20 protein-coding genes are annotated in these 21,200 nt (G+C 54.8%); 14 read left to right on the top strand and 6 right to left on the bottom strand.

Annotated features, from left to right (window positions below; all coding sequences use genetic code 11):
• Positions 1-426 (bottom strand): DUF3574 domain-containing protein, encoded by a 426-nt coding sequence (locus OK409_RS14560; RefSeq protein WP_010672099.1) that lies wholly within the window; start codon positions 424-426, stop codon positions 1-3.
• A gap of 155 nt (positions 427-581) precedes the next feature.
• Between OK409_RS14560 and OK409_RS14555 the strand changes: the two genes are divergently transcribed.
• From OK409_RS14555 to OK409_RS14525, 7 genes are all read left to right on the top strand, one after another.
• Complete coding sequence (locus tag OK409_RS14555) at positions 582-1,445, top strand: YicC/YloC family endoribonuclease (protein ID WP_010258384.1); 864 nt, start codon at positions 582-584, stop codon at positions 1,443-1,445.
• Between the two features lie 423 nt (positions 1,446-1,868).
• On the top strand, positions 1,869-2,792 hold the full coding sequence (lpxP, locus tag OK409_RS14550; RefSeq protein WP_022624898.1) for a kdo(2)-lipid IV(A) palmitoleoyltransferase: 924 nt from the start codon (positions 1,869-1,871) through the stop codon (positions 2,790-2,792).
• Between the two features lie 234 nt (positions 2,793-3,026).
• Positions 3,027-4,169, top strand: a complete 1,143-nt coding sequence (locus OK409_RS14545) for an alanine racemase (RefSeq protein ID WP_061902121.1) — start codon at positions 3,027-3,029, stop codon at positions 4,167-4,169.
• Between the two features lie 136 nt (positions 4,170-4,305).
• A complete protein-coding gene (locus OK409_RS14540; protein WP_122889940.1) occupies positions 4,306-4,701 on the top strand; it encodes a polyketide cyclase in 396 nt (131 codons plus the stop codon).
• A gap of 434 nt (positions 4,702-5,135) precedes the next feature.
• Positions 5,136-5,336 carry a hypothetical protein gene (locus OK409_RS14535; RefSeq protein WP_010258393.1) on the top strand — a complete coding sequence of 67 codons (201 nt, stop codon included), beginning with the start codon at positions 5,136-5,138 and terminating at the stop codon, positions 5,334-5,336.
• A 146-nt stretch (positions 5,337-5,482) separates the two neighbouring features.
• Positions 5,483-6,127 (top strand): oligosaccharide flippase family protein, encoded by a 645-nt coding sequence (locus OK409_RS14530; protein ID WP_010258395.1) that lies wholly within the window; start codon positions 5,483-5,485, stop codon positions 6,125-6,127.
• 432 nt (positions 6,128-6,559) lie between these two features.
• The gene (locus OK409_RS14525) at positions 6,560-7,177 is read left to right on the top strand and encodes a trimeric intracellular cation channel family protein (protein ID WP_264367179.1); all 618 of its coding nucleotides are present in this window, start codon (positions 6,560-6,562) and stop codon (positions 7,175-7,177) included.
• Here the strand turns inward: OK409_RS14525 and ligB are convergent.
• Positions 7,115-8,866, bottom strand: coding sequence for an NAD-dependent DNA ligase LigB (gene ligB / locus OK409_RS14520; protein WP_264367178.1), 1,752 nt, complete (start codon positions 8,864-8,866; stop codon positions 7,115-7,117). The genes OK409_RS14525 and ligB overlap by 63 nt on opposite strands.
• A 239-nt stretch (positions 8,867-9,105) precedes the next feature.
• Between ligB and gmk the strand changes: the two genes are divergently transcribed.
• From gmk to OK409_RS14485, 7 genes are all read left to right on the top strand, one after another.
• A complete protein-coding gene (gmk, locus tag OK409_RS14515; RefSeq protein WP_010258405.1) occupies positions 9,106-9,729 on the top strand; it encodes a guanylate kinase in 624 nt (207 codons plus the stop codon).
• 54 nt (positions 9,730-9,783) lie between these two features.
• A complete protein-coding gene (gene rpoZ, locus OK409_RS14510) occupies positions 9,784-10,059 on the top strand; it encodes a DNA-directed RNA polymerase subunit omega (RefSeq protein ID WP_003851346.1) in 276 nt (91 codons plus the stop codon).
• A 20-nt stretch (positions 10,060-10,079) separates the two neighbouring features.
• On the top strand, positions 10,080-12,188 hold the full coding sequence (gene spoT, locus OK409_RS14505; RefSeq protein WP_010258411.1) for a bifunctional GTP diphosphokinase/guanosine-3',5'-bis pyrophosphate 3'-pyrophosphohydrolase: 2,109 nt from the start codon (positions 10,080-10,082) through the stop codon (positions 12,186-12,188).
• Between the two features lie 2 nt (positions 12,189-12,190).
• A complete protein-coding gene (trmH, locus tag OK409_RS14500; protein WP_003851348.1) occupies positions 12,191-12,889 on the top strand; it encodes a tRNA (guanosine(18)-2'-O)-methyltransferase TrmH in 699 nt (232 codons plus the stop codon).
• Entirely contained in the window at positions 12,886-14,964 is a 2,079-nt protein-coding gene (gene recG / locus OK409_RS14495) for an ATP-dependent DNA helicase RecG (protein ID WP_010258417.1), read from the top strand. Before trmH ends, recG begins: the two co-directional genes overlap by 4 nt.
• A gap of 103 nt (positions 14,965-15,067) precedes the next feature.
• Positions 15,068-16,441, top strand: coding sequence for a nucleobase:cation symporter-2 family protein (locus tag OK409_RS14490; RefSeq protein WP_033786501.1), 1,374 nt, complete (start codon positions 15,068-15,070; stop codon positions 16,439-16,441).
• Between the two features lie 118 nt (positions 16,442-16,559).
• Entirely contained in the window at positions 16,560-18,239 is a 1,680-nt protein-coding gene (locus OK409_RS14485; protein ID WP_052271768.1) for an AsmA family protein, read from the top strand.
• A gap of 34 nt (positions 18,240-18,273) precedes the next feature.
• Here OK409_RS14485 and fabY read toward each other — a convergent pair whose 3' ends face one another.
• From fabY to yihX, 4 genes are read right to left on the bottom strand one after another with little or no spacing between them, the layout of a single operon-like run.
• Positions 18,274-19,221, bottom strand: a complete 948-nt coding sequence (gene fabY / locus OK409_RS14480; protein ID WP_010258423.1) for a fatty acid biosynthesis protein FabY — start codon at positions 19,219-19,221, stop codon at positions 18,274-18,276.
• Positions 19,222-19,277: 56 nt separating this feature from the next.
• Positions 19,278-19,715: a D-aminoacyl-tRNA deacylase gene (gene dtd, locus OK409_RS14475; RefSeq protein WP_052271767.1), complete on the bottom strand. Its 438-nt coding sequence runs from the start codon at positions 19,713-19,715 to the stop codon at positions 19,278-19,280.
• Positions 19,712-20,581, bottom strand: a complete 870-nt coding sequence (locus OK409_RS14470) for a virulence factor BrkB family protein (protein WP_010672108.1) — start codon at positions 20,579-20,581, stop codon at positions 19,712-19,714. The genes dtd and OK409_RS14470 overlap by 4 nt, the downstream gene beginning before the upstream one ends.
• Positions 20,582-20,584: 3 nt before the next feature.
• Complete coding sequence (gene yihX, locus OK409_RS14465) at positions 20,585-21,181, bottom strand: glucose-1-phosphatase (protein ID WP_010258428.1); 597 nt, start codon at positions 21,179-21,181, stop codon at positions 20,585-20,587.
• Between the last annotated feature and the right edge of the window lie 19 nt (positions 21,182-21,200).

Raw genomic sequence — 21,200 nt, 5'->3', positions numbered from 1 at the left:
TTAGAATCCGACGCAGACGGGTGCATCCACCCGCATAACCGACTCCTGACCAAACCGTTTTTTATAGAGGCTGCGTAACGCCTCAATATCAACGTTGGTGGCGGGGTCGATCCCGTGGATCAGCATCAACGCCTTACTGTTCTCCCGTGCCAGCTGACCGTTCTCGCCCAGCCATTGCCCTTTGGCATCATAGACCGACAGGCCCGCTTTAAACCGTGGCGTGACCTCATTATCCACGAAGTTCATCCAGTCGAGTGAACTCACCCTGCCGCCATCAGGCTTGCTCAGTCCAAACCACAACGTGGTCTGCATCATCATGTCGCCACCCGCACAGATGGGTTGCGGTTTAGTGGGCGGCGAGTGGCGTGCCTGGCAACCTGCCAGCAGCAGAGCCATCACAACAGGAAGGGCAATAACGCGAGACATAGATCAGTCATCCTCACAAAGGGTCAACGGCCATCATAAGTGGCTGTCGCTGAAAGCGGAAATGGTTCGTTATTTTCCTGTGCGACGCTTATGCCTGTTATGCCGTGGCTCGCCTCGCTATACTTCACCCATCTTTCCGCAAATGAGTACCGCTTATGATCCGCAGTATGACCGCTTATGCCCGCAGCGAAGCCAAAGGCGAATGGGGCAGCGCCGCCTGGGAGCTGCGTTCCGTGAACCAGCGTTATCTGGAAACCTACATCCGCCTGCCGGAACAGTTTCGTGGGCTGGAGCCGGTTATCCGCGAGCGCATTCGCCAGCGTCTGACGCGCGGTAAAATTGAGTGCAACCTTCGTTATGATGCCGATCCCAGCGCGCAGGGCGAACTGATGCTCAACGAAACGCTGGCGAAACAGCTGGTGCAGGCTGCCAACTGGGTAAAAATGCAGAGCGACGAAGGCGCAATTAATCCGCTGGATATTCTGCGCTGGCCAGGTGTGATGTCTGCGCAGGAACAGGATCTGGATGCCATCAACACCCAGTTGTTGCAGGCACTGGATGGTGCGCTTGATGACTTTATTGCGGCACGCGAAAGCGAAGGTACCGCCCTGAAAGCGATGATTGAGCAGCGTCTGGAAGGCGTCTCGCAGGAAGTCAGCAAAGTGCGTGCGCAGATGCCTGAGGTGATCAAATGGCAGCGTGAGCGGCTGGTCGCCAAACTGGAAGATGCTGAAGTCCAGCTGGAAAACAATCGCCTTGAGCAGGAACTGGTGATGATGGCGCAGCGTGTTGACGTTTCTGAAGAGCTGGATCGTCTGGATGCGCACGTTAAAGAGACTTACAACATCCTGAAAAAGAAAGAAGCAGTTGGCCGCCGTCTCGACTTTATGATGCAGGAGTTCAATCGTGAGTCGAACACGCTGGCTTCGAAGTCGATCAACGCCGAAATCACTACGTCAGCTATTGAACTGAAGGTGCTGATTGAGCAGATGCGCGAGCAGATTCAGAATATCGAGTAATTTCCACTCAACAAAGCGCTCGCAGTAGCGCTTTGTTCCCCTCTCAGGCGCTGTCAGCACTTAAAGAGTTAGCTCCTTCCGCGAATTGATCGCTTTTTCAGCGCGGCCAGCATCAGAATCAGGTAAAGATAAATAAATAATCATTTCCAGACTGTTCCTGAAACGGCCTCGCTTACAATTAAAGCTTCTTCCAGGCTTAGATTAATTATTTGAAAAATAATGATTTTATCGGGTTAATGTACTTTTATAGCCGGTATTAACGCTTCTCCATGAAACAGGTCAATCCTGTAGATGCCGGAGTTTCCCTTTCTTTGAAGGCACTTTTTGATAAAATGTTGGTCGAAATCAGTACAGCTGTACCGCCTTAAGACTCATGGAAGTGCTCTTTGTGCGATGCATCCCTCTATCCCATGAAGGTTGTTAATGAAAAACACCGGAAAATTTAGCAGTTCGCTGCTGCATCCGCGTTATTGGTTTACCTGGTTTGGCCTTGGCGTACTCTGGCTGCTGGTCCAGCTCCCCTATCCTGTTCTTATGCGTCTCGGTGCCGGTGCCGGCAAAATCTCTCGCCATTTCCTGCAGCGCCGCGAGCGTATTACCCGTCGTAACATCGAACTCTGCTTTCCGGGCATCAGCGAAGAAAAAACAGAACATATGATTGCCGGCAATTTCGCGTCGCTTGGGATGGCGCTGGCTGAAACCGGTATTGCCTGGTTCTGGTCTGACCGTGCGGTAAGACGTCTGTTTAAAGTGTCGGGAATGGAAAACCTGCATGCCGCGCAGAAAGAAAAGCGAGGCGTGATGCTGATTGGTGTGCATTTCATGTCACTGGAGTTGGGCGGCCGCATCAGCGGACTCTGTCAGCCAATGATGGCGATGTATCGCCCACACAATAACCAGGCGATGGAGTATGTGCAGACTAAAGGCCGGATGCGCTCAAATAAAGCGATGATCGACCGTCGTGATCTACGCGGTATGGTTAATGCCCTGAAACAGGGTGAATCGGTCTGGTTTGCGCCTGACCAGGATTACGGCCCTAAAGGCAGCACCTTTGCGCCGCTGTTTGCGGTGGAAAAAGCCGCCACGACTAACGGGACTTTTGTTCTGTCGCGTCTGGCGAAGCCAGCGATGGTGCCAATTATGCTGATTCGTAATCCAGGAAATGATGGCTACCATTTGATCATCGAACCGATGCTGGAAAATTATCCTCATACGGACGAGGCTGCTGCTGCTGCTTATATGAACAAAGTGATCGAAAATCAGATCCTTCGCGCACCCGAACAGTATCTTTGGCTGCATCGTCGCTTCAAAACCCGGCCACCGGGTGAAAAGTCGCTCTACGTCTGAGTTAACTGATAAAGCAGGCCTCGTGCCTGCTTTGTTGTTTTAATCCGCTGAACGACATCTGCTTTACGTCCACTCTCTCATCCCCGTTTGCTGTGCTCTCATACTGCCTCTGCCGTTATAGCTACCTCTACAGTTTCTGCTGTTCAGCACACCTGTTTGCTTCCGGCAGGCTGGTATCAAAGAGATAATTAAGGAATGATGAATCCCCTTACCTCGTCAATGCCGGACAATCTTATGGATATCAACGATACACAGCAGTGGCAGCGTCCGCTGATTGATGATCGCCTTACGCCCTATATTGAAGTGGATGCAGAGCGCCTGGAGCAGAACCTGCAGCATATGCAGCGCAAAGCCAGTGCGGCAGGCGTCGCGTTGCGACCCCATATCAAAACGCATAAAAGCGTCTGGATTGCGCAGCGTCAGATCGCGTCCGGTGCACAGGGTGTTACCGTCTCTAAGCCCAGCGAAGGCATCAGCTTTATTCAGGGCGGTGTTCGTGATCTGCTATTAGCCTACCCGATTGTGCAACCGCAAAGCGTGGCTGAATTGCTGCGCCACGCCGTGCTTCATCAGGCAAAGCTCACCCTGATTGCGGACAGACTGCAGGGCGTGGCGGCTATTGCTGATGCCTGCCAGCAGCAACCGGAATGCGACCTGGCGGTAGCGATTAAGGTTGATGTTGGATTACATCGGATAGGTGTCAATCCTGATACAGATGAAGCGGTGCTGATTGCTCAGGCGCTGCAGGACAAAGGGTTACGCTTTGCCGGATTAGTGTCACATGCTGGCCACGCTTATGGTGCCGGGAATGCCGCGGCCATTGCGGATGTCGCCCGGCAGGAAACGGCATTGATGCAGCGAGTACAGGCAAAACTGCAGGCGGCTGGTTTTACCGACTGCCCTCTCTCTGTAGGTTCAACGCCTACGGCGCTGGCAGCAGAGATTGCACCCTGCATTAATGAAATCCGGCCAGGAAACTATGCACTACTGGACCTTACCGCCTGCCGTCTCGGATTAAGTCACGTCGATCAGCTGGCAATGAGCGTCATTACCCGTGTCGTGGCGGTGAACGATCATTTCGCGATTGTGGATGCCGGGTCAAAAATGCTGAGTTCGGATAAAGGGCCACACGGCACCAATGCCAGCGGCTTTGGTGTGGCAGCCGACGAAGCGGGTCAGACTTATGAAGTGACAAAATTATCTGAGGAGCACGGTTTTCTGCTTTATCAGGATCGCCGCCCTGAAGTCGGCACGCTGCTGCGTATTTTCCCTAATCACAGTTGTGCCGTGATGGCGCAGTCGGACGGCTTTGTTCTGCGGCACGCTAACGGCCATAGCGAAGATCATGTGGTTTCTGCGCGCGGCAATTTCATCTGAGTCAGTGGCAGACAGCATCATCCGTTGTCTGCCATTTGTACGAAACCCTTTCAACACCACACTTCTGCTGTTACAACGTTTTAACAAGCCTGACCCCATGCTTTAATGCCTTTTTAGCTTATTCACCGGAGGTTACATGCTCTCCTCTCGCACTCTGAGCCTGACGATTCCACGTCACTGGTTAGATCTTTATGAAACCATCTGGAAGCCAGAGTTTTTCCCAAAGTGGGCTTCCGGGCTGACGCACAGTGCGTTAGAACCCGATGGCAATCGCTGGCGTGCTAAAGGCCCCCAGGGCAATGTGAAGATCCGGTTCTCGCCACATAATCCGTTTGGGGTAATGGATCACTGGATTGATAGCGGCTCGGGAAAGGAGATCTACGTACCGATGCGCGTGATATCAAACGAACAGGGCGCCGAGGTGATGGTAACGGTTTATCGCCAGCCATTTACTTCAGATGAGAAATTTAAGCAGGATATTGAATGGGTTAGCAACGATCTTGAGAAACTCAACCAGCTTCTTACACAATAAATCAATGACTTAGCGCGCCTTTTTCTCTGCATTTATCACTGGCCGTTAATGAAAAAAAATAGAAAAACTTTCGACGATAAAGCATAAAGCGCTTATCTGATTACTCATCATCCTTACGCATTTATCACCACCCCTGCTTAAGCATCGCTGCCAGGAAAAATCCTGGCAAAATCCTCTGAAAGGCAGGCGACCCCCTCTGATTTCGGGCCTCCTGGTTTGCCGCACAAACAATTTCTGACTGACCCATACATTAATCATTAACAATCGTTTATTAGCAATCTGCTGGGGATTTAATATTTATCATGCATAAAGTGAAACCATTTATTTCTGCGGTCGCGTAATCAGACTTTTCTTATGGTGTTAAATTAAATAAAACAATGTATAAATCATTCCACACACAGCAATACCCATAATGATAAAGCAGGAAAAAAGTCATGGACCGCTCAACGTATCCTTTGTTATCAGAAAAAGAATGCGTTGAGATTGCCGCAAGGATGCTGGCAGGAGAATATAAAACTACAACAGGATTTATTCGTGATCTGGCGGAATTCTTATTCGCTGAAGGGAATTCCGCCATGACACGAAACAGCGATTTCACCAGGGATATCTTTTTTATCCAGGCATCATTTGATTGAACCCATAATAACATGGCAAGCCTGTAAAGCGTTTTCAGGACTTCGGCCGGAAAAATTGCACTAACTAACGGTGTTACAGCAACCTCTCCTTGCCGTTACACAACTATTTAATTCTCACAGAGTCGATGGACTCTAACGAGTATATTATGGCAATACGTGAAAGCAGTCTGAATGGCGCAAAATGGTCTCTGCTCTCTTCAATCAAAATTATTGGCATCGGCGTATTACAACTCTCGTTGCTGGCGCAGATTCTGCAGGCGAATGAGCTCAATCTGCTGGCGATCGCCGTGATAGCTTTACTGGCTATCGATACTCTGGCCGATCGGGGCTTCTCAAATACGCTGATCCGCCGCTCGATTCTCTCTATCAATGACCTCTCCACGATCTACTGGGGTAATATGTTGATGGGGGTCGCGGTGTTTGGTCTGTTATTTACTGGCAGCCACCTGCTGACCAGCCTTTTTGATCAACCTGAACTGGCATTAATGCTGCAGATGGTCTCAGTGGTGTTTATTATCATCCCACAGGGTCAGCATTACCGTGCGATATTACAGCGCGAAAAACAATATACCCGTATCGCTTTTGCTGAAACCTCCTCGGTATTAGCCGGACTTGCCGTCACCTTATTTACCGTCTGGCTGACCCCTTCAGTATTGTGTGCGATCTGGGGTTACCTGGCGATGGCATCCATTCGTATGCTGATTTACTGCTACTACGGTCGTTCATGGTTCCAGCCGGAATACCGTTTTAGCCTGAATGCATTTTCTAAAATTCGTGCAAGAAACAAATAATAAAATAAGTCTGTATGGTGGGCTCTGAGCATCCGAAACGATGCGTTGGCGTGCTGTTAACCAGCACGCCTTTTCTTTTTATTTAGTCTGTCGCAATATTTACCTGATCGCTTCTTTTCCCGCAACATCCAGCCCTTTTTTATCTCCTGTATAAATGGTTTTCGACCAGCGGCTATCTGGCGATCGTCGTCAGTTTACCGCCCGCCCTGAGTGGGAAAACCCCACACCGGAACGCGCAAACCCTCTGTACGTTGTTTCCTCTCAACTTTTTCAATCACCTGCCACAGGCCCTTCGCAAAAAAGTCTTTCTATGATGACGCCAGCGCTGGCTGATATAAACTGCGCTCATCCCGGACGCCGATCGCCAGAAAATCTTCGGCGCCGTCTCTCAAGCAATGCCGTAGTCTTGCCGCCGTCTTACTGGAGTCTGCTATGTTACTGACCGTTCTCTACATTATTGGTATTACTGCTGAAGCCATGACGGGTGCGCTGGCGGCGGGGCGTCGCAAAATGGATCTGTTCGGTGTCATCATTATCGCGTCCGTGACCGCCATTGGTGGCGGTTCGGTGCGCGACATCCTGCTGGGTCACTATCCGCTGGGCTGGGTGAAACATCCCGAATACATCATGATTGTTGCAGCGGCGGCGGTAGTGACCACTTTCCTGGCACCCCTGATGACGCATCTGCGCAAAGTGTTTCTGGTGCTCGATGCGTTAGGACTGGTGGTCTTTTCTATTATCGGCGCGCAGGTTGCGCTCGATTCAGGACACGCCATGATTATTGCCGCGATAAGAGCGGTCATTACCGGCGTCTTTGGCGGCGTACTGCGTGACATGTTCTGTAATCGCATTCCGCTGGTGTTTCAGAAGGAACTCTACGCCGGTATCGCTTTCGCCTCTGGCTGGATGTATATCCTGCTGCTGAAAACCACACTGGCGCATGAAGCGGTGATTATCATTACCCTGTTGTTCGGATTCTTCGCCCGTTTACTGGCGCTGCGCTTCCGTCTTGGTTTGCCGATTTTCAACTATCCCCATCCCGAGCATTGAGGCTGCGGGAATTCCCTGCTGTCTCAGAAAAGCGATCAGCGTCTGCAGGCGGGCATCATGGAACTGCGTAACCAGGCGCTTTGCCAGCGCCGCCCCGACACCCGGTAAAACTTGCCAGTCCCTGACATCCCGCTGCGTTAAGCTCTCCCACTGCTGATCGGGCAGCGCATTGAGGGCCTTCCGCGGCAGTGAAACACCTAAGGCATCCACCCAGCGACGAAGCGGCTGCTGACGGGTGAGATTAAAACGGTGCCAGAGCTGACCCGCCCGCTCCCGAGAGAGGCCCGTTGCGGCGGCGATCTGTTCCGGTGTTAACGTCAGCCAGCCGAACAGGTGCGTCATACTGCCGGTTTCCAGTAAGTGCAGCCAGGTGCTGCGCTCAACGCCAGGAATATTCAGTACCGTTTTCTGACTGAGCCAGCGTAATTTTGCCAGTAGCTGCTTCTGGCATTCAGCGCTGAAGGTGTAACAACTCAGCGGCGTGTAGCGCGACACGTCGGGAGGCTGAGGATAGTGCCGCTCTGCCACGCGCCAGATCACCCGCTCCAGCCGGGGAATGCCCTGGCCTGCCAGACTCAGTGTGATGACATCTCCCGCCACGATATCGCTCTCCTGCCAGCGACGCAGCGATCCAACATTGACCCGCCTGACCGTCTTATCATCCAGCTGTACCGGCTGCAGATTAAGTACCGCGGCTATCTTCCCGGTTCGGCCGACTGGAAAATCGACGGAGAGCACTTCAGCGCTGACTTCCGGAGGCTGATATTTCCAGGCAACGGCCCATGTTCCCTCTCCAGGCAACCAGTTTTTGCCCGCAGGTCGCAGGCTCTGATGAACGACGACACCGTCAGTGACAAAGGGCAGCTCAGCATGAAACCAGCGCTCCCGCCACGCTGCAACCTCCTCTTCGTCTTTAACGCTGTGGCTCCATTTTGCGGCAACGCCCAGTCCCCAGCGGCTGAGTTGCTGAAGGCGTTCCGTCATCGTGGCGGGGCCATCTGGCCAGGCCCAGATAAAAATATCGAGCGAATCCAGCAGAGGAACCCGCTGCTTGCTCATCATGGCGCCAGCGACCTGTGAGCGCGCATTCCTGCCGCCATCAACCGCCTGCTGATGACCGGTCATCGACAAAAACAGCTCACCCTGCAGCACAACCTCTTCAAGTCCGGTCTCGATCTGCAGCGGAATCGCAGGGATCCAGGCGGCTTTAGCCAGCCACTCTTCACCGCGTAATCCATCACCACGACTCAACAGTGAAACCAGTCTGCCGTGGCGATAAACCAGGGAAACGGCAATGCCATCCACTTTCGGCTGCACCCAGAGATCGTGCCGCCCCTGCATCCAGTAAGCCAGGGCCAGCTTGTCGCGCATCTTTTTTACGCCCGTGTGGGCGACCGGATGCAGGTGCTCACCCTCACCCGGCAGTTGCGATGCGTAAGCGGGCTGTGGAGGGTTAAAGCAGTGCTGCCAGTGATTCAGTCGCTGCTGCAGACTGTCATAATCGGCATCAGCCACCGGACTCTGCCCCTGACGATAGTAAGCATCATCCCAGTGCTGCAGCTGCTGTTGCAGACGACGGATCTCTTCTGTCGCCCGGGTGGGAGTCCAGACCGGACAAAGGGCGCTATGCGCAGGCCATAGGACGATCCACAGAGCAGCCGCAAACAGCGGCCAGCCGAATCCTTTCATGATCTCTCTCCTGACGTTTTGCAGCATTCAATACCAGTGCTTCAGCGTCAGCCAGAGGTGATGTTCAGCTATGGAAGGAATGCCGTCGCAATCAGGGGATAATTACAGTCGTCCGACAGAGATTTGCGCGAAGATGCGCAAAAGTTGGGTGTTGCCGCTGCGCAAACGCTGCGTGGCGGCGGGAAGCTGTGTATACTGTGCAGGAAATCGACTCCGCTTTTAATCAATTCAAGAAAACCATGGCTCAAGGCACGCTCTATATTGTTTCTGCTCCCAGCGGCGCAGGTAAATCCAGCCTGATTCAGGCGCTGTTAAAGACCCAGCCGTTGTATGATACGCAGGTCTCTGTTTCGCACACGACGCGCGGTATGCGTCCGGGTGAAACCCATGGCGAACATTACTTTTTTGTTGAGAAGCATGAATTTGAGCAGATGATCGCAGAAGAGGCTTTCCTCGAACATGCCAAAGTTTTCGACAACTATTACGGTACCTCGCGCCATGCTATTGAGCAGGTGCTGGCAACCGGCGTTGACGTGTTTCTCGACATCGACTGGCAGGGTGCGCAGCAAATTCGCACCAAAATGCCTGGCGCACGCAGCATCTTTGTTTTGCCGCCTTCGAAAGAAGAGCTCGATCGCCGTCTGCGCGGTCGTGGCCAGGACAGCGAAGAGGTGATCACGCGTCGCATGGCTCAGGCGGTAGCGGAAATGAGCCACTACGCCGAGTATGACTATTTAATTGTGAATGATGATTTCGATCTGGCGCTGTCCGATCTGAAAACCATTATTCGCGCAGAACGTCTGCGTATGGCGCGTCAGAAGGCGCGTCACGATGCTTTAATCAGCAAACTGTTGGCAGTCTGAATACAGTTTCAGTATGATGCGCAGTCATTTCTTCATCTGTGGAGTAGCACACCTATGGCACGCGTAACCGTTCAGGACGCAGTAGAAAAAGTTGGTAATCGTTTTGACCTGGTGTTGGTCGCTGCACGTCGTGCACGTCAGATGCAGGTAGGCGGCAAAGATCCACTGGTTCCGGAAGAGAACGATAAACCTACCGTTATCGCCCTGCGCGAAATCGAAGAAGGTTTGGTCACCAATCAGATTTTAGATGTGCGTGATCGTCAGGAACAGCAAGAGCAGGAAGCCGCTGAGTTACAGGCCGTTACCGCTATCGCTGAAGGTCGTCGTTAACAGCCACCTGCAGGTCGCCCTTGTATCTGTTTGAAAGTCTCAATCAACTGATTGAAAAATACTTGCCAGAGGAGCAGATCAAGCGCCTCCAGCAAGCCTACCTTGTCGCACGTGATGCCCACGAGGGACAGACACGCTCCAGCGGTGAGCCTTATATCACCCACCCGGTTGCCGTGGCCTGTATTCTGGCAGAAATGAAGCTCGACCATGAAACTCTCATGGCCGCGCTGCTGCATGACGTGATCGAAGATACGCCTGCCACTTACCAGGACATGGAACAACTGTTCGGTAAAAGCGTGGCGGAACTGGTCGAAGGCGTTTCCAAGCTGGATAAGCTGAAATTCCGCGACAAGAAAGAAGCGCAGGCAGAGAACTTCCGCAAGATGATTATGGCGATGGTGCAGGATATCCGCGTCATTCTCATCAAGCTGGCTGACCGTACCCACAATATGCGCACTCTCGGCGCATTACGCCCGGACAAACGTCGCCGCATCGCGCTGGAAACGTTAGAGATTTACAGTCCGCTGGCGCACCGCCTGGGTATTCATCATCTTAAAACAGAGCTGGAAGAGCTCGGTTTTGAGGCCCTCTATCCGAACCGTTATCGGGTCATTAAAGAGGTGGTGAAAGCCGCGCGCGGTAATCGTAAAGAGATGATCCAGAAGATTCTTTCTGAGATCGACGGCCGTTTGCAGGAAGCGGGCATTCCCTGCCGCGTCAGCGGGCGTGAAAAGCATCTTTACTCGATTTACCGCAAAATGACGCTGAAAGAGCAGCGTTTTCACTCGATCATGGATATCTATGCCTTTCGCGTCATCGTGAAAGATCTGGATACCTGCTATCGCGTTCTGGGCCAGATGCACAGTTTGTATAAACCGCGTCCGGGCCGCGTCAAAGATTATATCGCCATCCCCAAAGCGAACGGCTATCAATCGCTCCATACCTCAATGATTGGTCCGCACGGCGTGCCGGTCGAAGTACAGATTCGCACCGAGGATATGGATCAGATGGCGGAAATGGGGGTCGCTGCGCACTGGGCTTATAAACAGGCGGGCGAAAGTGGCACCACCGCACAGATTCGCGCTCAGCGCTGGCTGCAAAGCCTGCTGGAGCTGCAACAGAGTGCGGGCAGTTCGTTTGAATTTATTGAAAGCGTGAAGTCCGATCTCTTTCCCGATGAGATCTACGTCTTTACACCTGAAGGCCGCATTGTTGAGCTGCCAACCGGTGCGACGCCGGTGGACTTCGCTTATGCGGTCCACACCGATATCGGCCATGCCTGCGTTGGCGCACGCGTTGACCGCCAGCCTTATCCGCTGTCGCAAACCCTGACCAGCGGTCAGACGATTGAGATCATCACCGCGCCAGGCGCCCGTCCTAACGCCGCCTGGCTCAACTTTGTCGTCAGCTCCAAAGCCCGCGCAAAAATTCGTCAGCTGCTGAAAAACCTCAAACGCGAAGACTCCGTCAATCTGGGTCGCCGCCTGCTCAGCCATGCGCTGGGCGGCAGCCGTAAACTGGCTGAGATTCCGCCTGAGAATATCAGGCAGGAGCTGGATCGTATGAAGCTGACCTCGCTTGACGATCTGCTGGCAGAAATCGGTCTGGGCAATGCGATGAGCGTCGTGGTGGCGAAGAACCTGTTGCAGGCTGACAGCAACGCCATCAGCAGCAATAGCAAGCGCGGTAAGCTGCCGATCAAAGGTGCAGATGGCGTGTTGATTACCTTCGCCAAATGCTGCCGTCCGATTCCCGGTGACCCGATTGTTGCCCATGTCAGTCCCGGCAAAGGGCTGGTGGTGCATCATGAATCCTGTCGGAATATTCGCGGCTACCAGAAAGAGCCTGAAAAATTCATGCCGGTCGAGTGGGATAAAGTCACCGAGCAGGAGTTCGTGGCGGAAATCAAAGTCGACATGTTTAACCATCAGGGCGCACTGGCTAACCTGACGGCGGCAATCAACACGGCCGGTTCCAATATTCAGAGCCTGAATACCGAAGAGCGTGATGGCCGCGTTTACAGCGCCTTTATCCGCCTGACCGCACGTGATCGCGTCCATCTGGCGAATATCATGCGTAAAATTCGCGTGATGCCGGATGTGATCAAAGTCCATCGTAACCGTAATTAGGCATGAACGATCAACGATTTGCCCGGATTCAGGCGATGCTGGCACTGCGCCAGCACGATCTCACGGTCTGTATGGAGCAGGTGCATAAGCCGCACAATGTTTCCGCAGTGATCCGCACGGCGGACGCCGTCGGCATCCACGAAGTGCACGCCGTCTGGCCGAGCCAGCGGATGCGCACTCAGGCTTCCGCATCTGCCGGAAGCAACAGCTGGGTGAAAGTGGTCACCCATCCCACTATCGGCGATGCTGTAAAACAGCTCAAACAACAGAAGATGCAGGTTTTAGCGACCCATCTCTCTGCCGATGCCGTGGATTTCCGTGAGATCGATTATACCCTTCCGACCTGCATCCTGATGGGCCAGGAAAAAACCGGCATCACCGAAGAAGCGCTGGCGCTGGCCGATCGGCAGATTGTGATTCCGATGGTGGGTATGGTGCAGTCGCTGAATGTCTCGGTCGCCTGCGCGCTGATCCTGTATGAAGCACAGCGGCAGCGGCAGAACGCGGGTCTGTACCTGCGCGACTACAGCCTGCTGGACGAAGATGAGCAGCAACGCCTGTTGTTCGAAGGTGGATTCCCGGTACTGGCGCGGGTCGCAAAACAGAAAGGTTTACCCTATCCGCGCATCAATGCGCAGGGCGAAGTCGACGCCGATCCCAGCTGGTGGGCAACCATGCAATCGACCGGTAAAAGAAGATGAAAGGCCGTCTGCTGGATGCCATCCCGCTCAGTACCCTGACCGGCGTCGGTGCCAGCCAGGCGGCAAAGCTGGCCAAAATTGACCTGCATACCATTCAGGATCTCCTGCTTCATCTCCCGCTACGCTACGAAGATCGTACCCAACTTTATGCCATTGATGATCTGCTGCCCGGTATCTGGGCCACAGTAGAAGGCGAAGTGCTGCACACAGATATCACCTTTGGTCGCCGCCGGATGATGGTGTGCCAGATTAGCGATGGCAGCGGTGTACTGACGATGCGCTTCTTTAATTTCAATGCCGGAATGAAGAACAACCTGTCGCCGGGCCGGCGCGTCACCGCGTATGGTGAAATTAAACGCGGTCAGCGTGGCGCTGAGATTATCCATCCCGAATACCGGATCCAGGGCGAACAGAGCAATGTGACGCTGGAAGAGACCTTAACGCCGGTTTATCCCACCACCGAAGGTATTCGGCAGGCCACGCTGCGTAATCTCACCGATCAGGCACTGACGCTGCTGGAGAGCTGCCCGATTGCCGAACTGCTGCCGCAGGAACTGAGCGGCGGTTTAATCAGCCTGCCAGATGCGCTCCGCACGCTGCATCGTCCCCCACCCGATCTAAAACTCAGCGAGCTGGAGAGTGGTCGTCATCCGGCACAACGCAGATTGATTCTGGAAGAGCTGCTGGCGCACAACCTCAGCATGCTGGCGGTACGCGCCGGTGCTCAGCGCTATTACGCTTTACCGATGCTTCCCCGGCACAACCTTAGCGACCAGCTGCTGGCTGCGCTGCCCTTTTCACCGACCAATGCGCAGAAACGCGTGGTGGCGGAGATAGAGAAAGATCTGGCAAATGACTTTCCGATGATGCGGCTGGTGCAGGGTGACGTCGGCTCGGGTAAGACACTGGTCGCCGCCCTCTCTGCGCTGAACGTGATCGCACATGGTAAGCAGGTTGCTCTGATGGCGCCGACCGAACTGCTGGCTGAACAGCACGCCAGTAACTTCCGCCAGTGGTTTGCGCCGCTGGGCATTGAAGTGGGCTGGCTGGCAGGAAAACAGAAAGGCAAAGCCCGCCAGGCACAGCAGGAAGCGATAGCCAGCGGTCAGGTGGCGATGGTGGTGGGCACACATGCCCTGTTTCAGGAGCAGGTGCAGTTCAACGGTCTGGCACTGGTCATTATTGATGAGCAGCATCGGTTCGGCGTCCACCAGCGACTGGCGCTGTGGGAGAAAGGTGAGGAGCAGGGCTTCCATCCGCATCAGCTGATCATGACCGCCACACCAATTCCGCGCACCCTGGCGATGACCGCTTATGCCGATCTCGATACCTCCACCATTGATGAGCTGCCGCCGGGACGTACACCGGTGACCACCGTGGCTATCCCCGATACCCGACGTGATGAGATTGTGGCGCGGGTTGAGCATGCCTGCCGCGAAGGGCGTCAGGCCTACTGGGTCTGCACCCTGATTGAAGAGTCAGAATTGCTGGAAGCACAGGCGGCAGAAGCCAGCTGGGAATCCCTGAAAACGGCGCTGCCCGACTTAAACATCGGACTGGTACATGGCCGGATGAAGCCTGCGGAAAAACAGGCGGTGATGCAGGCGTTTAAAGCGAATGAACTGCAGCTGCTGGTGGCGACGACCGTGATTGAGGTTGGCGTGGACGTGCCGAATGCCAGCCTGATGATCATCGAAAACCCGGAGCGGTTAGGGCTGGCGCAGCTGCATCAGCTGCGGGGCCGTGTGGGTCGTGGTGCCGTGGCATCACACTGTGTACTGCTCTACAAAGCGCCGCTGAGCAAGACGGCGCAGAAGCGTTTACAGGTGCTGCGCGACAGCAATGACGGCTTCGTCATTGCCCAGTTCGATCTGGAGATTCGCGGGCCGGGTGAACTGCTGGGCACGCGTCAGACCGGCAATGCCGAATTTAAAGTGGCCGACCTGCTGCGCGATGCGGCGATGGTGCCCGAAGTTCAGCGTGTGGCGCGCCACATCCACCAGCACTATCCCGAGCAGGCCAGCGCATTGATTGAACGCTGGCTGCCAGAGAACACCCGTTATACCAACGTCTGAACGCCCCCCTCTGATTCGGCTTTTTTATCCCTGCCGGGCAAACGATTGCTTTTAGCCTGCGGATGATTACAATCGCCACATTATTTTTTGGGAAGAACAGAAGATGTCCACTAATCCGCAGCCAGAACAGCCTTCCGCCACGCAAAGCGAACTGATTTATCGTCTTGAAGATCGTCCTCCTCTGCCGCAAACGCTGTTTGCCGCCGGTCAGCATCTGCTGGCGATGTTTGTCGCGGTCATTACCCCCGCGATTCTGATTTGTCAGGCGTTAGGGCTGCCCGCAGAGGATACCCGGCACGTGATCAGCATGTCGCTGTTTGCATCGGGTGTGGCATCACTGCTGCAAATCAAAACATGGGGGCCGGTGGGTTCGGGCCTGCTGTCGATTCAGGGCACCAGCTTCAACTTCGTTACGCCCTTGATTATGGGCGGCATGGCGCTAAAAAATGGCGGCGCTGACGTGCCCACCATGATGGCGGCGCTGTTTGGTACGCTGATGATCGCCTCCTGTACCGAAATGGTGCTGTCACGCGTATTGCACCTGGCGCGCCGGATCATTACGCCGCTGGTTTCCGGTATCGTGGTGATGATTATCGGCCTGTCGCTGATTCAGGTAGGGCTGACCTCCATTGGCGGCGGTTTCAGCGCGATTAACGACCATACTTTTGGTGCGCCGAAAAATCTGATGCTGGCAGGGGCTGTGCTGCTGGTGATCGTGCTACTTAACCGGCAGAAGAACCCCTACCTGCGCGTTGCCTCCCTGGTTATTGCCATGGCGGTGGGCTATCTGCTGGCCTGGGCGATGGGCATGCTGCCTGCCGCCGGCATCCCCACCGATCAGCCGCTGATCGTGGTGCCGACCCCGCTCTATTACGGGCTGGGCTTCGACTGGAATCTGCTCATCCCGCTGATGCTGGTGTTTATGGTGACCTCTCTGGAGACTATCGGCGATATCACCGCCACCTCGGATGTGTCAGAGCAGCCGGTCAGCGGGCCCCTCTATATGAAACGCCTGAAAGGCGGCGTGCTGGCGAATGGCCTCAACTCCTTTGTCTCCGCGCTGTTTAATACTTTCCCGAACTCCTGCTTCGGTCAGAACAATGGCGTGATCCAGTTGACCGGTGTTGCCAGCCGCTACGTCGGCTTTGTTGTCGCGCTGATGCTGATTGTGCTGGGGCTGTTCCCGGCGGTCAGCGGACTGGTGCAGATGATCCCTGAACCGGTACTCGGCGGCGCCACCATTGTGATGTTCGGCACCATCGCCGCCTCGGGTGTCCGCATTGTGTCACGCGAGCCGCTTAACCGCCGCGCCATCATGATTATTGCGCTGTCGCTGGCGGTGGGCCTGGGCGTTTCCCAGCAGCCGCTGATCCTGCAGTTTGCGCCTGACTGGCTGAAAACCCTGCTCTCTTCCGGTATAGCGGCGGGCGGTATTACCGCTATCGTACTCAACCTGATTTTTCCGCCAGAGAAGTAAGGCCAGAGGCAGGCTTCGGCCTGCCTGCTAATTATTCGGATTTACATCCAGGCTGTTGAGCTGTAACGGTAATTCAGGCATAACAACCTCTCACCGGATTTAACTCGGGAAGGATGCTATGAAATTTATTGGAAAGTTTTTCCTCACCTTACTTTTGCTGCTGCTTTTCACCCTGGTCGTGATCTATGTTCTGTTGCAGACACAGTGGGGTGCAGGCTGGTTTAGCCGTTGGGTGAGTGACAAAACCGAATGGCATCTCTCCCTGAGTAAAATTGAACACAATTTCTCCTCTCCCTCTCATATCATTCTGGATGACTTCAGCTTTGGTCACGATGGACAGCCTGCAGTTCTGGTGGCGAAACGGGTCGATCTCGGTCTGGCACTGATTCAGTTCAGCGATCCGCTGCATTTCAGCAGCCTTGAGCTGCGAGATGGAGAAGTGAATCTGGCCAATCTGGCGCCAGGCAGCGCGCTACCGATTCAGGCCGATCGCCTGCAACTCAACAATATGCGTATCGACAGCCCCAACAGCGCGTTACCGCTGTTTGCTCAGCAAGTTAATGGCGGCATTCTGCCGTGGAAACCCACTGCCCTTGATATGCTGGGCCGCGATGCCCGCTTCCAGATGAGCGCAGGCAGCATGACGCTGAATAATGTGCCGGGTGAAAACGTACTGATCCAGGGCAGTGTTGCCCAGGGTCGGATGCGCTTTGACAATATTGGTGCCGACCTGGCGCGTGGCTCTATGACCGGCAACGGTGAGCGCGATGCCCAGGGCAACTGGAAAATTAATCAGCTGCGCCTGAACGACATCCGTCTGCAGACCACCAGCAGCCTGAAAGATTTCCTGCATAGCCTGCAGGTTGTCCCCTCGATCGCCATTACGCGGCTCGACATGACCGATGCCCGCCTGCAGGGGCCTGACTGGGCGGTAACGGATCTGGATCTGACGCTGAGAAACGTTAACTGGCAGGGTGATGACTGGCAAAGTAACGATGGTTCGCTGGCGCTGAATGCCAGCAATTTTATCAACGGTGGATTCGAACTAAATGACCCCATCGTTAACCTGGACTTCTCACCGCAGGGCGTGGCGCTGACGCAGTTCAGTTCACGCTGGGCGAATGGGGTGATTCGGGCTGACGGTGACTGGTCGCGTAGCGATAAGCGCCTGACACTGAAAAACCTGGCGGTGGCGGGACTGGAATACACTCTGCCGCAGGACTGGCGCGATCGCTGGCAGGCGACACTGCCCGCGTGGCTGGATAGCGTAGAGGTGACGCGCTTCACCTCTAACCGAAACCTGATTATCGACATCAATCCGGCTTTTCCCTTCCAGCTGACCTCACTGGATGGATCCGGTGAAAACCTGCTGCTGGCGCAGCAGCACCAGTGGGGGATCTGGTCGGGTAAGCTCAGCCTGAACGCGGCAGAATCAACCTTTAATCGCACCGACCTGCGTCATCCGTCGATTGCGCTGAGCGCTGACCAGCAGCAGATTCAGATTACGGAGCTGAGTGCGTTCAGTAATAAGGGTCTGCTCGAAGGGACGGCCACCGTAGGCCAGCAGCCAGCCCGTCCGCTGACGCTGCAACTGACAGGTCGTGCTGTACCGGTGAATGTGTTGCAGAACTGGGGATGGCCCGCGTTGCCGTTAACCGGTGACAGCAATATGCAGCTGCAGCTCAGCGGTGCATTAACCGCAAATCAGCCGCTGCGCCCGACGGTTAATGGCAGTTTGTCAGTGACAACCGACAGTCAGCAACTGCAGCAGACCATGCAGGCTGGCGAGGTACGTTAACAACAGATCAGGGCCGCTGAAGCGGCCCTGATGATTAGTTGATACGCGCGCCGGACCCCCCCTCTTCCAGCGGCCCATCAGGATCGGCGGGCAGGACGATATAGACCCCTTCAAACACAGCGCCACACTCATCATTGCCAAACAGCTCAACTTCGAGCTGCACACGCGCTTTACGTCCGCGCGCCAGGCGGTCGAGATCGCCGCTTAATGAGCCCAGATCGGCAATCGCGCCAGGCCGTCCGCTGATGGGGTGGCTATAGCGAATGTGCGCATCCGCCAGAATAATGGTGCCACCCAGATGACGCTCGCGCAGCAGCAACCAGATCAACCCCCAGCCGGTCAGCGTTGCCAGCGAAAACAGGCTGCCAGCGAACAGCGTCTGGTGTGGATTCTGGTTGCCCGCTTCCGGCATGGTGGTGATAAATTTTTGCCCGGTAAACTGCAGAATACGGACGCCCATCTTTTCGCTGAGCGGGATATGATCATACCAGGCCTGTTGCAGCTGACCGCACCAGTCGGCGCGATGCAGGATATCGTCAAGCGTGACGACCGGTTTGATCATCAGAAAGTGACGTACCGGCGTCGTCTGCGGCGCGGTAATCTCGCCCTGATTGATGTAGCCGAGTTTAGCGAAGAAAGCGACAGCATCTTCGCGGGCACTGCAGGTTACCCGCTTAGCCCCTTCCTGACGCGCCACGGATTCCAGCGTCATCGCCACCAGAGTACCCAATCCCTTGCCCTGAACCGAAGGATGAACGGCCATGAAGCGGATAGCGGCCTCATTGTCGGCATTAATATAGAGACGGCCGATGGCGACCGGATTTCCCTGCTCATCAACCACCATCTGATGATGCGCCAGCGCATCCCAGGCGTCACGTTCCGACCCCTGCGGCTGACGCAGAGGTTTACGCAACATCTCCCAGCGGAACTGATAATAGATATCCAGTTCTTCCGCCGTCTGTGGCACGCGAAGGTGATACATGTAATGTTTCTCCCGCTCGGATGTGTGGCCAGTTCCCTGCCGCTCAGCTGACGTTCTCACACCTGTAACCAGAACGTCACAGGACCATCATTCACCAGCGAGACCTGCATATCCGCAGCAAAACGGCCATTAGCCGTGGTGATGCCCTGCTTGCGACAGCAGTCGCTGAAATATTCATACAGCCGCTCGGCTTCAGCGGGCTCGGCGCCACCCGAAAAGGAGGGACGCATCCCTTTTTGGGTATCTGCGGCCAGCGTAAACTGTGACACCACCAGCACGCTTCCGCCCGCCTGGCGAATACTCAGGTTCATTTTGCCCTGCTCATCACTAAAGATGCGATAGCCCAATACGCGTTCTGCGAGACGTTCCGCACGCGCGTTGTCATCGCCCTTTTCCACGCCCAGCAAAACCAGTAAACCGGCATCAATTTCACCGACCACTTCCTGATTGACGCTGACGCTGGCGCGCTGTACGCGTTGAATCAATGCAATCATGTTTCCTCGCGTTGCTCCTCTTTGTGTTGCTGCTTTAACTGCCGATAATCGGCTAACGCAACGGTGATTTCAGCGCCTAACAACACAATACACCAGGTCCAGTAGACCCAGAGAAACAGAATGGGGATCACGGCCAGTACGCCGTAGATCAGCTGATAAGAGGGGAACATAGTAACATAGAGCGCAAAGCCCTTTTTGCCCAGCTCAAACAGCGCACCGGCAACCAGCGCGCCAATCAGCGCATCGCGCGGCGGCACTCGCTGGGTAGGAACGATGCTGTAGAGCAACCAGAAGGCGAGCCACGACAGCAGGAGCGGGAAAATACGCAGCATCTGATCGACCAGGCTGGTGACGCCTGTCGCGTTAATCCAGCGCAGCGACAGCAGATAGGAGCTGATCGCCAGACTGGCACCGGCCAGTAACGGGCCAAGTGTCAGGATCATCCAGTAGACCGCAAAGGAATAGACCATCGGCCGCTTCTTGTTGCTGCGCCAGATGGTGTTTAACGCGGTATCGACGGAATGCATCAGCAGTAAGGCGGTAACAATCAGGCCGACCGCTCCGACCGCCGTCATCCGGTTTACGTTAGCCACAAACTGCTCAAGATAGCGTTGCAGCGTGTTACCTGCAGCCGGCATCAGATTGGTAAAGACAAAGTGCTTCAACTGCACACTGATATCAGAGAAGACCGGAAACGCCGCAAACAGGGCAAACACCACCGCAATCAGCGGCACCAGCGCCAGCAATGAGACATAAGCCAGATTACCGGCCTGGGTCGTCATGCCATCCTCATCAATGCGTTTCCACAACAGTTTGAGCCACAACCAGAACGCATGCAGCCCGGGACGAAATTTACGTGACATCATGAATTACTGTTGACCTGCAAACCAGTTGGGTACCGTTTTACTGTCAGTAACCAGTACACTTTCAATACCCAGGGCGCGGGCCGCCTCAATGTTTTGTGGATTATCGTCAAAAAATACCGCCTGATCGGCAGCCACACCTTCTGCGTCCAGCACATGCTGGTATATCCGGGCTTCCGGTTTACGCATGCCCAGCTCCTGGGAGAGATAGAGCTTGTCGGCTGCCTGCTGCACGTCCGGATACTGCGTTGGCCAGAATTCGCAATGCAGTTTGTTGGTGTTAGAGAGGATCACCACCCGATGACCTTCCAGCCGCAGCCGGTTCATCAGCGCCAGGATTTCCGGACGCACGTCAACGAATACCGCCTGCCAGCCAGCGGCAAACTGTTCATAGCTCAGCGCGATTTCCAGCTTTTCACACAGCGCCAGCGCGAAATCTTCATCGCTGATCTCGCCACGTTCGTGTTGTTCAAACGCCTCATCCATCTGGAAATGGCTTTGCAGCGAGGCCAGCGGCACACGACTAAGGTCACTCCAGACACCCAGCACGCGGTTAAAGTCGATATCGATAATCACATTGCCCAAATCAAAGATATACAGCATGGTGTGTCTCCTTCTGTTC

It is taken from the genome of Pantoea sp. RG18, from assembly GCF_025910075.1.
Classification (GTDB): Bacteria; Pseudomonadota; Gammaproteobacteria; order Enterobacterales; family Enterobacteriaceae; genus Pantoea; species Pantoea agglomerans.
Note: the sequence above shows the minus strand (reverse complement) of the source record. Positions and strands in the feature narration are given on the sequence as shown.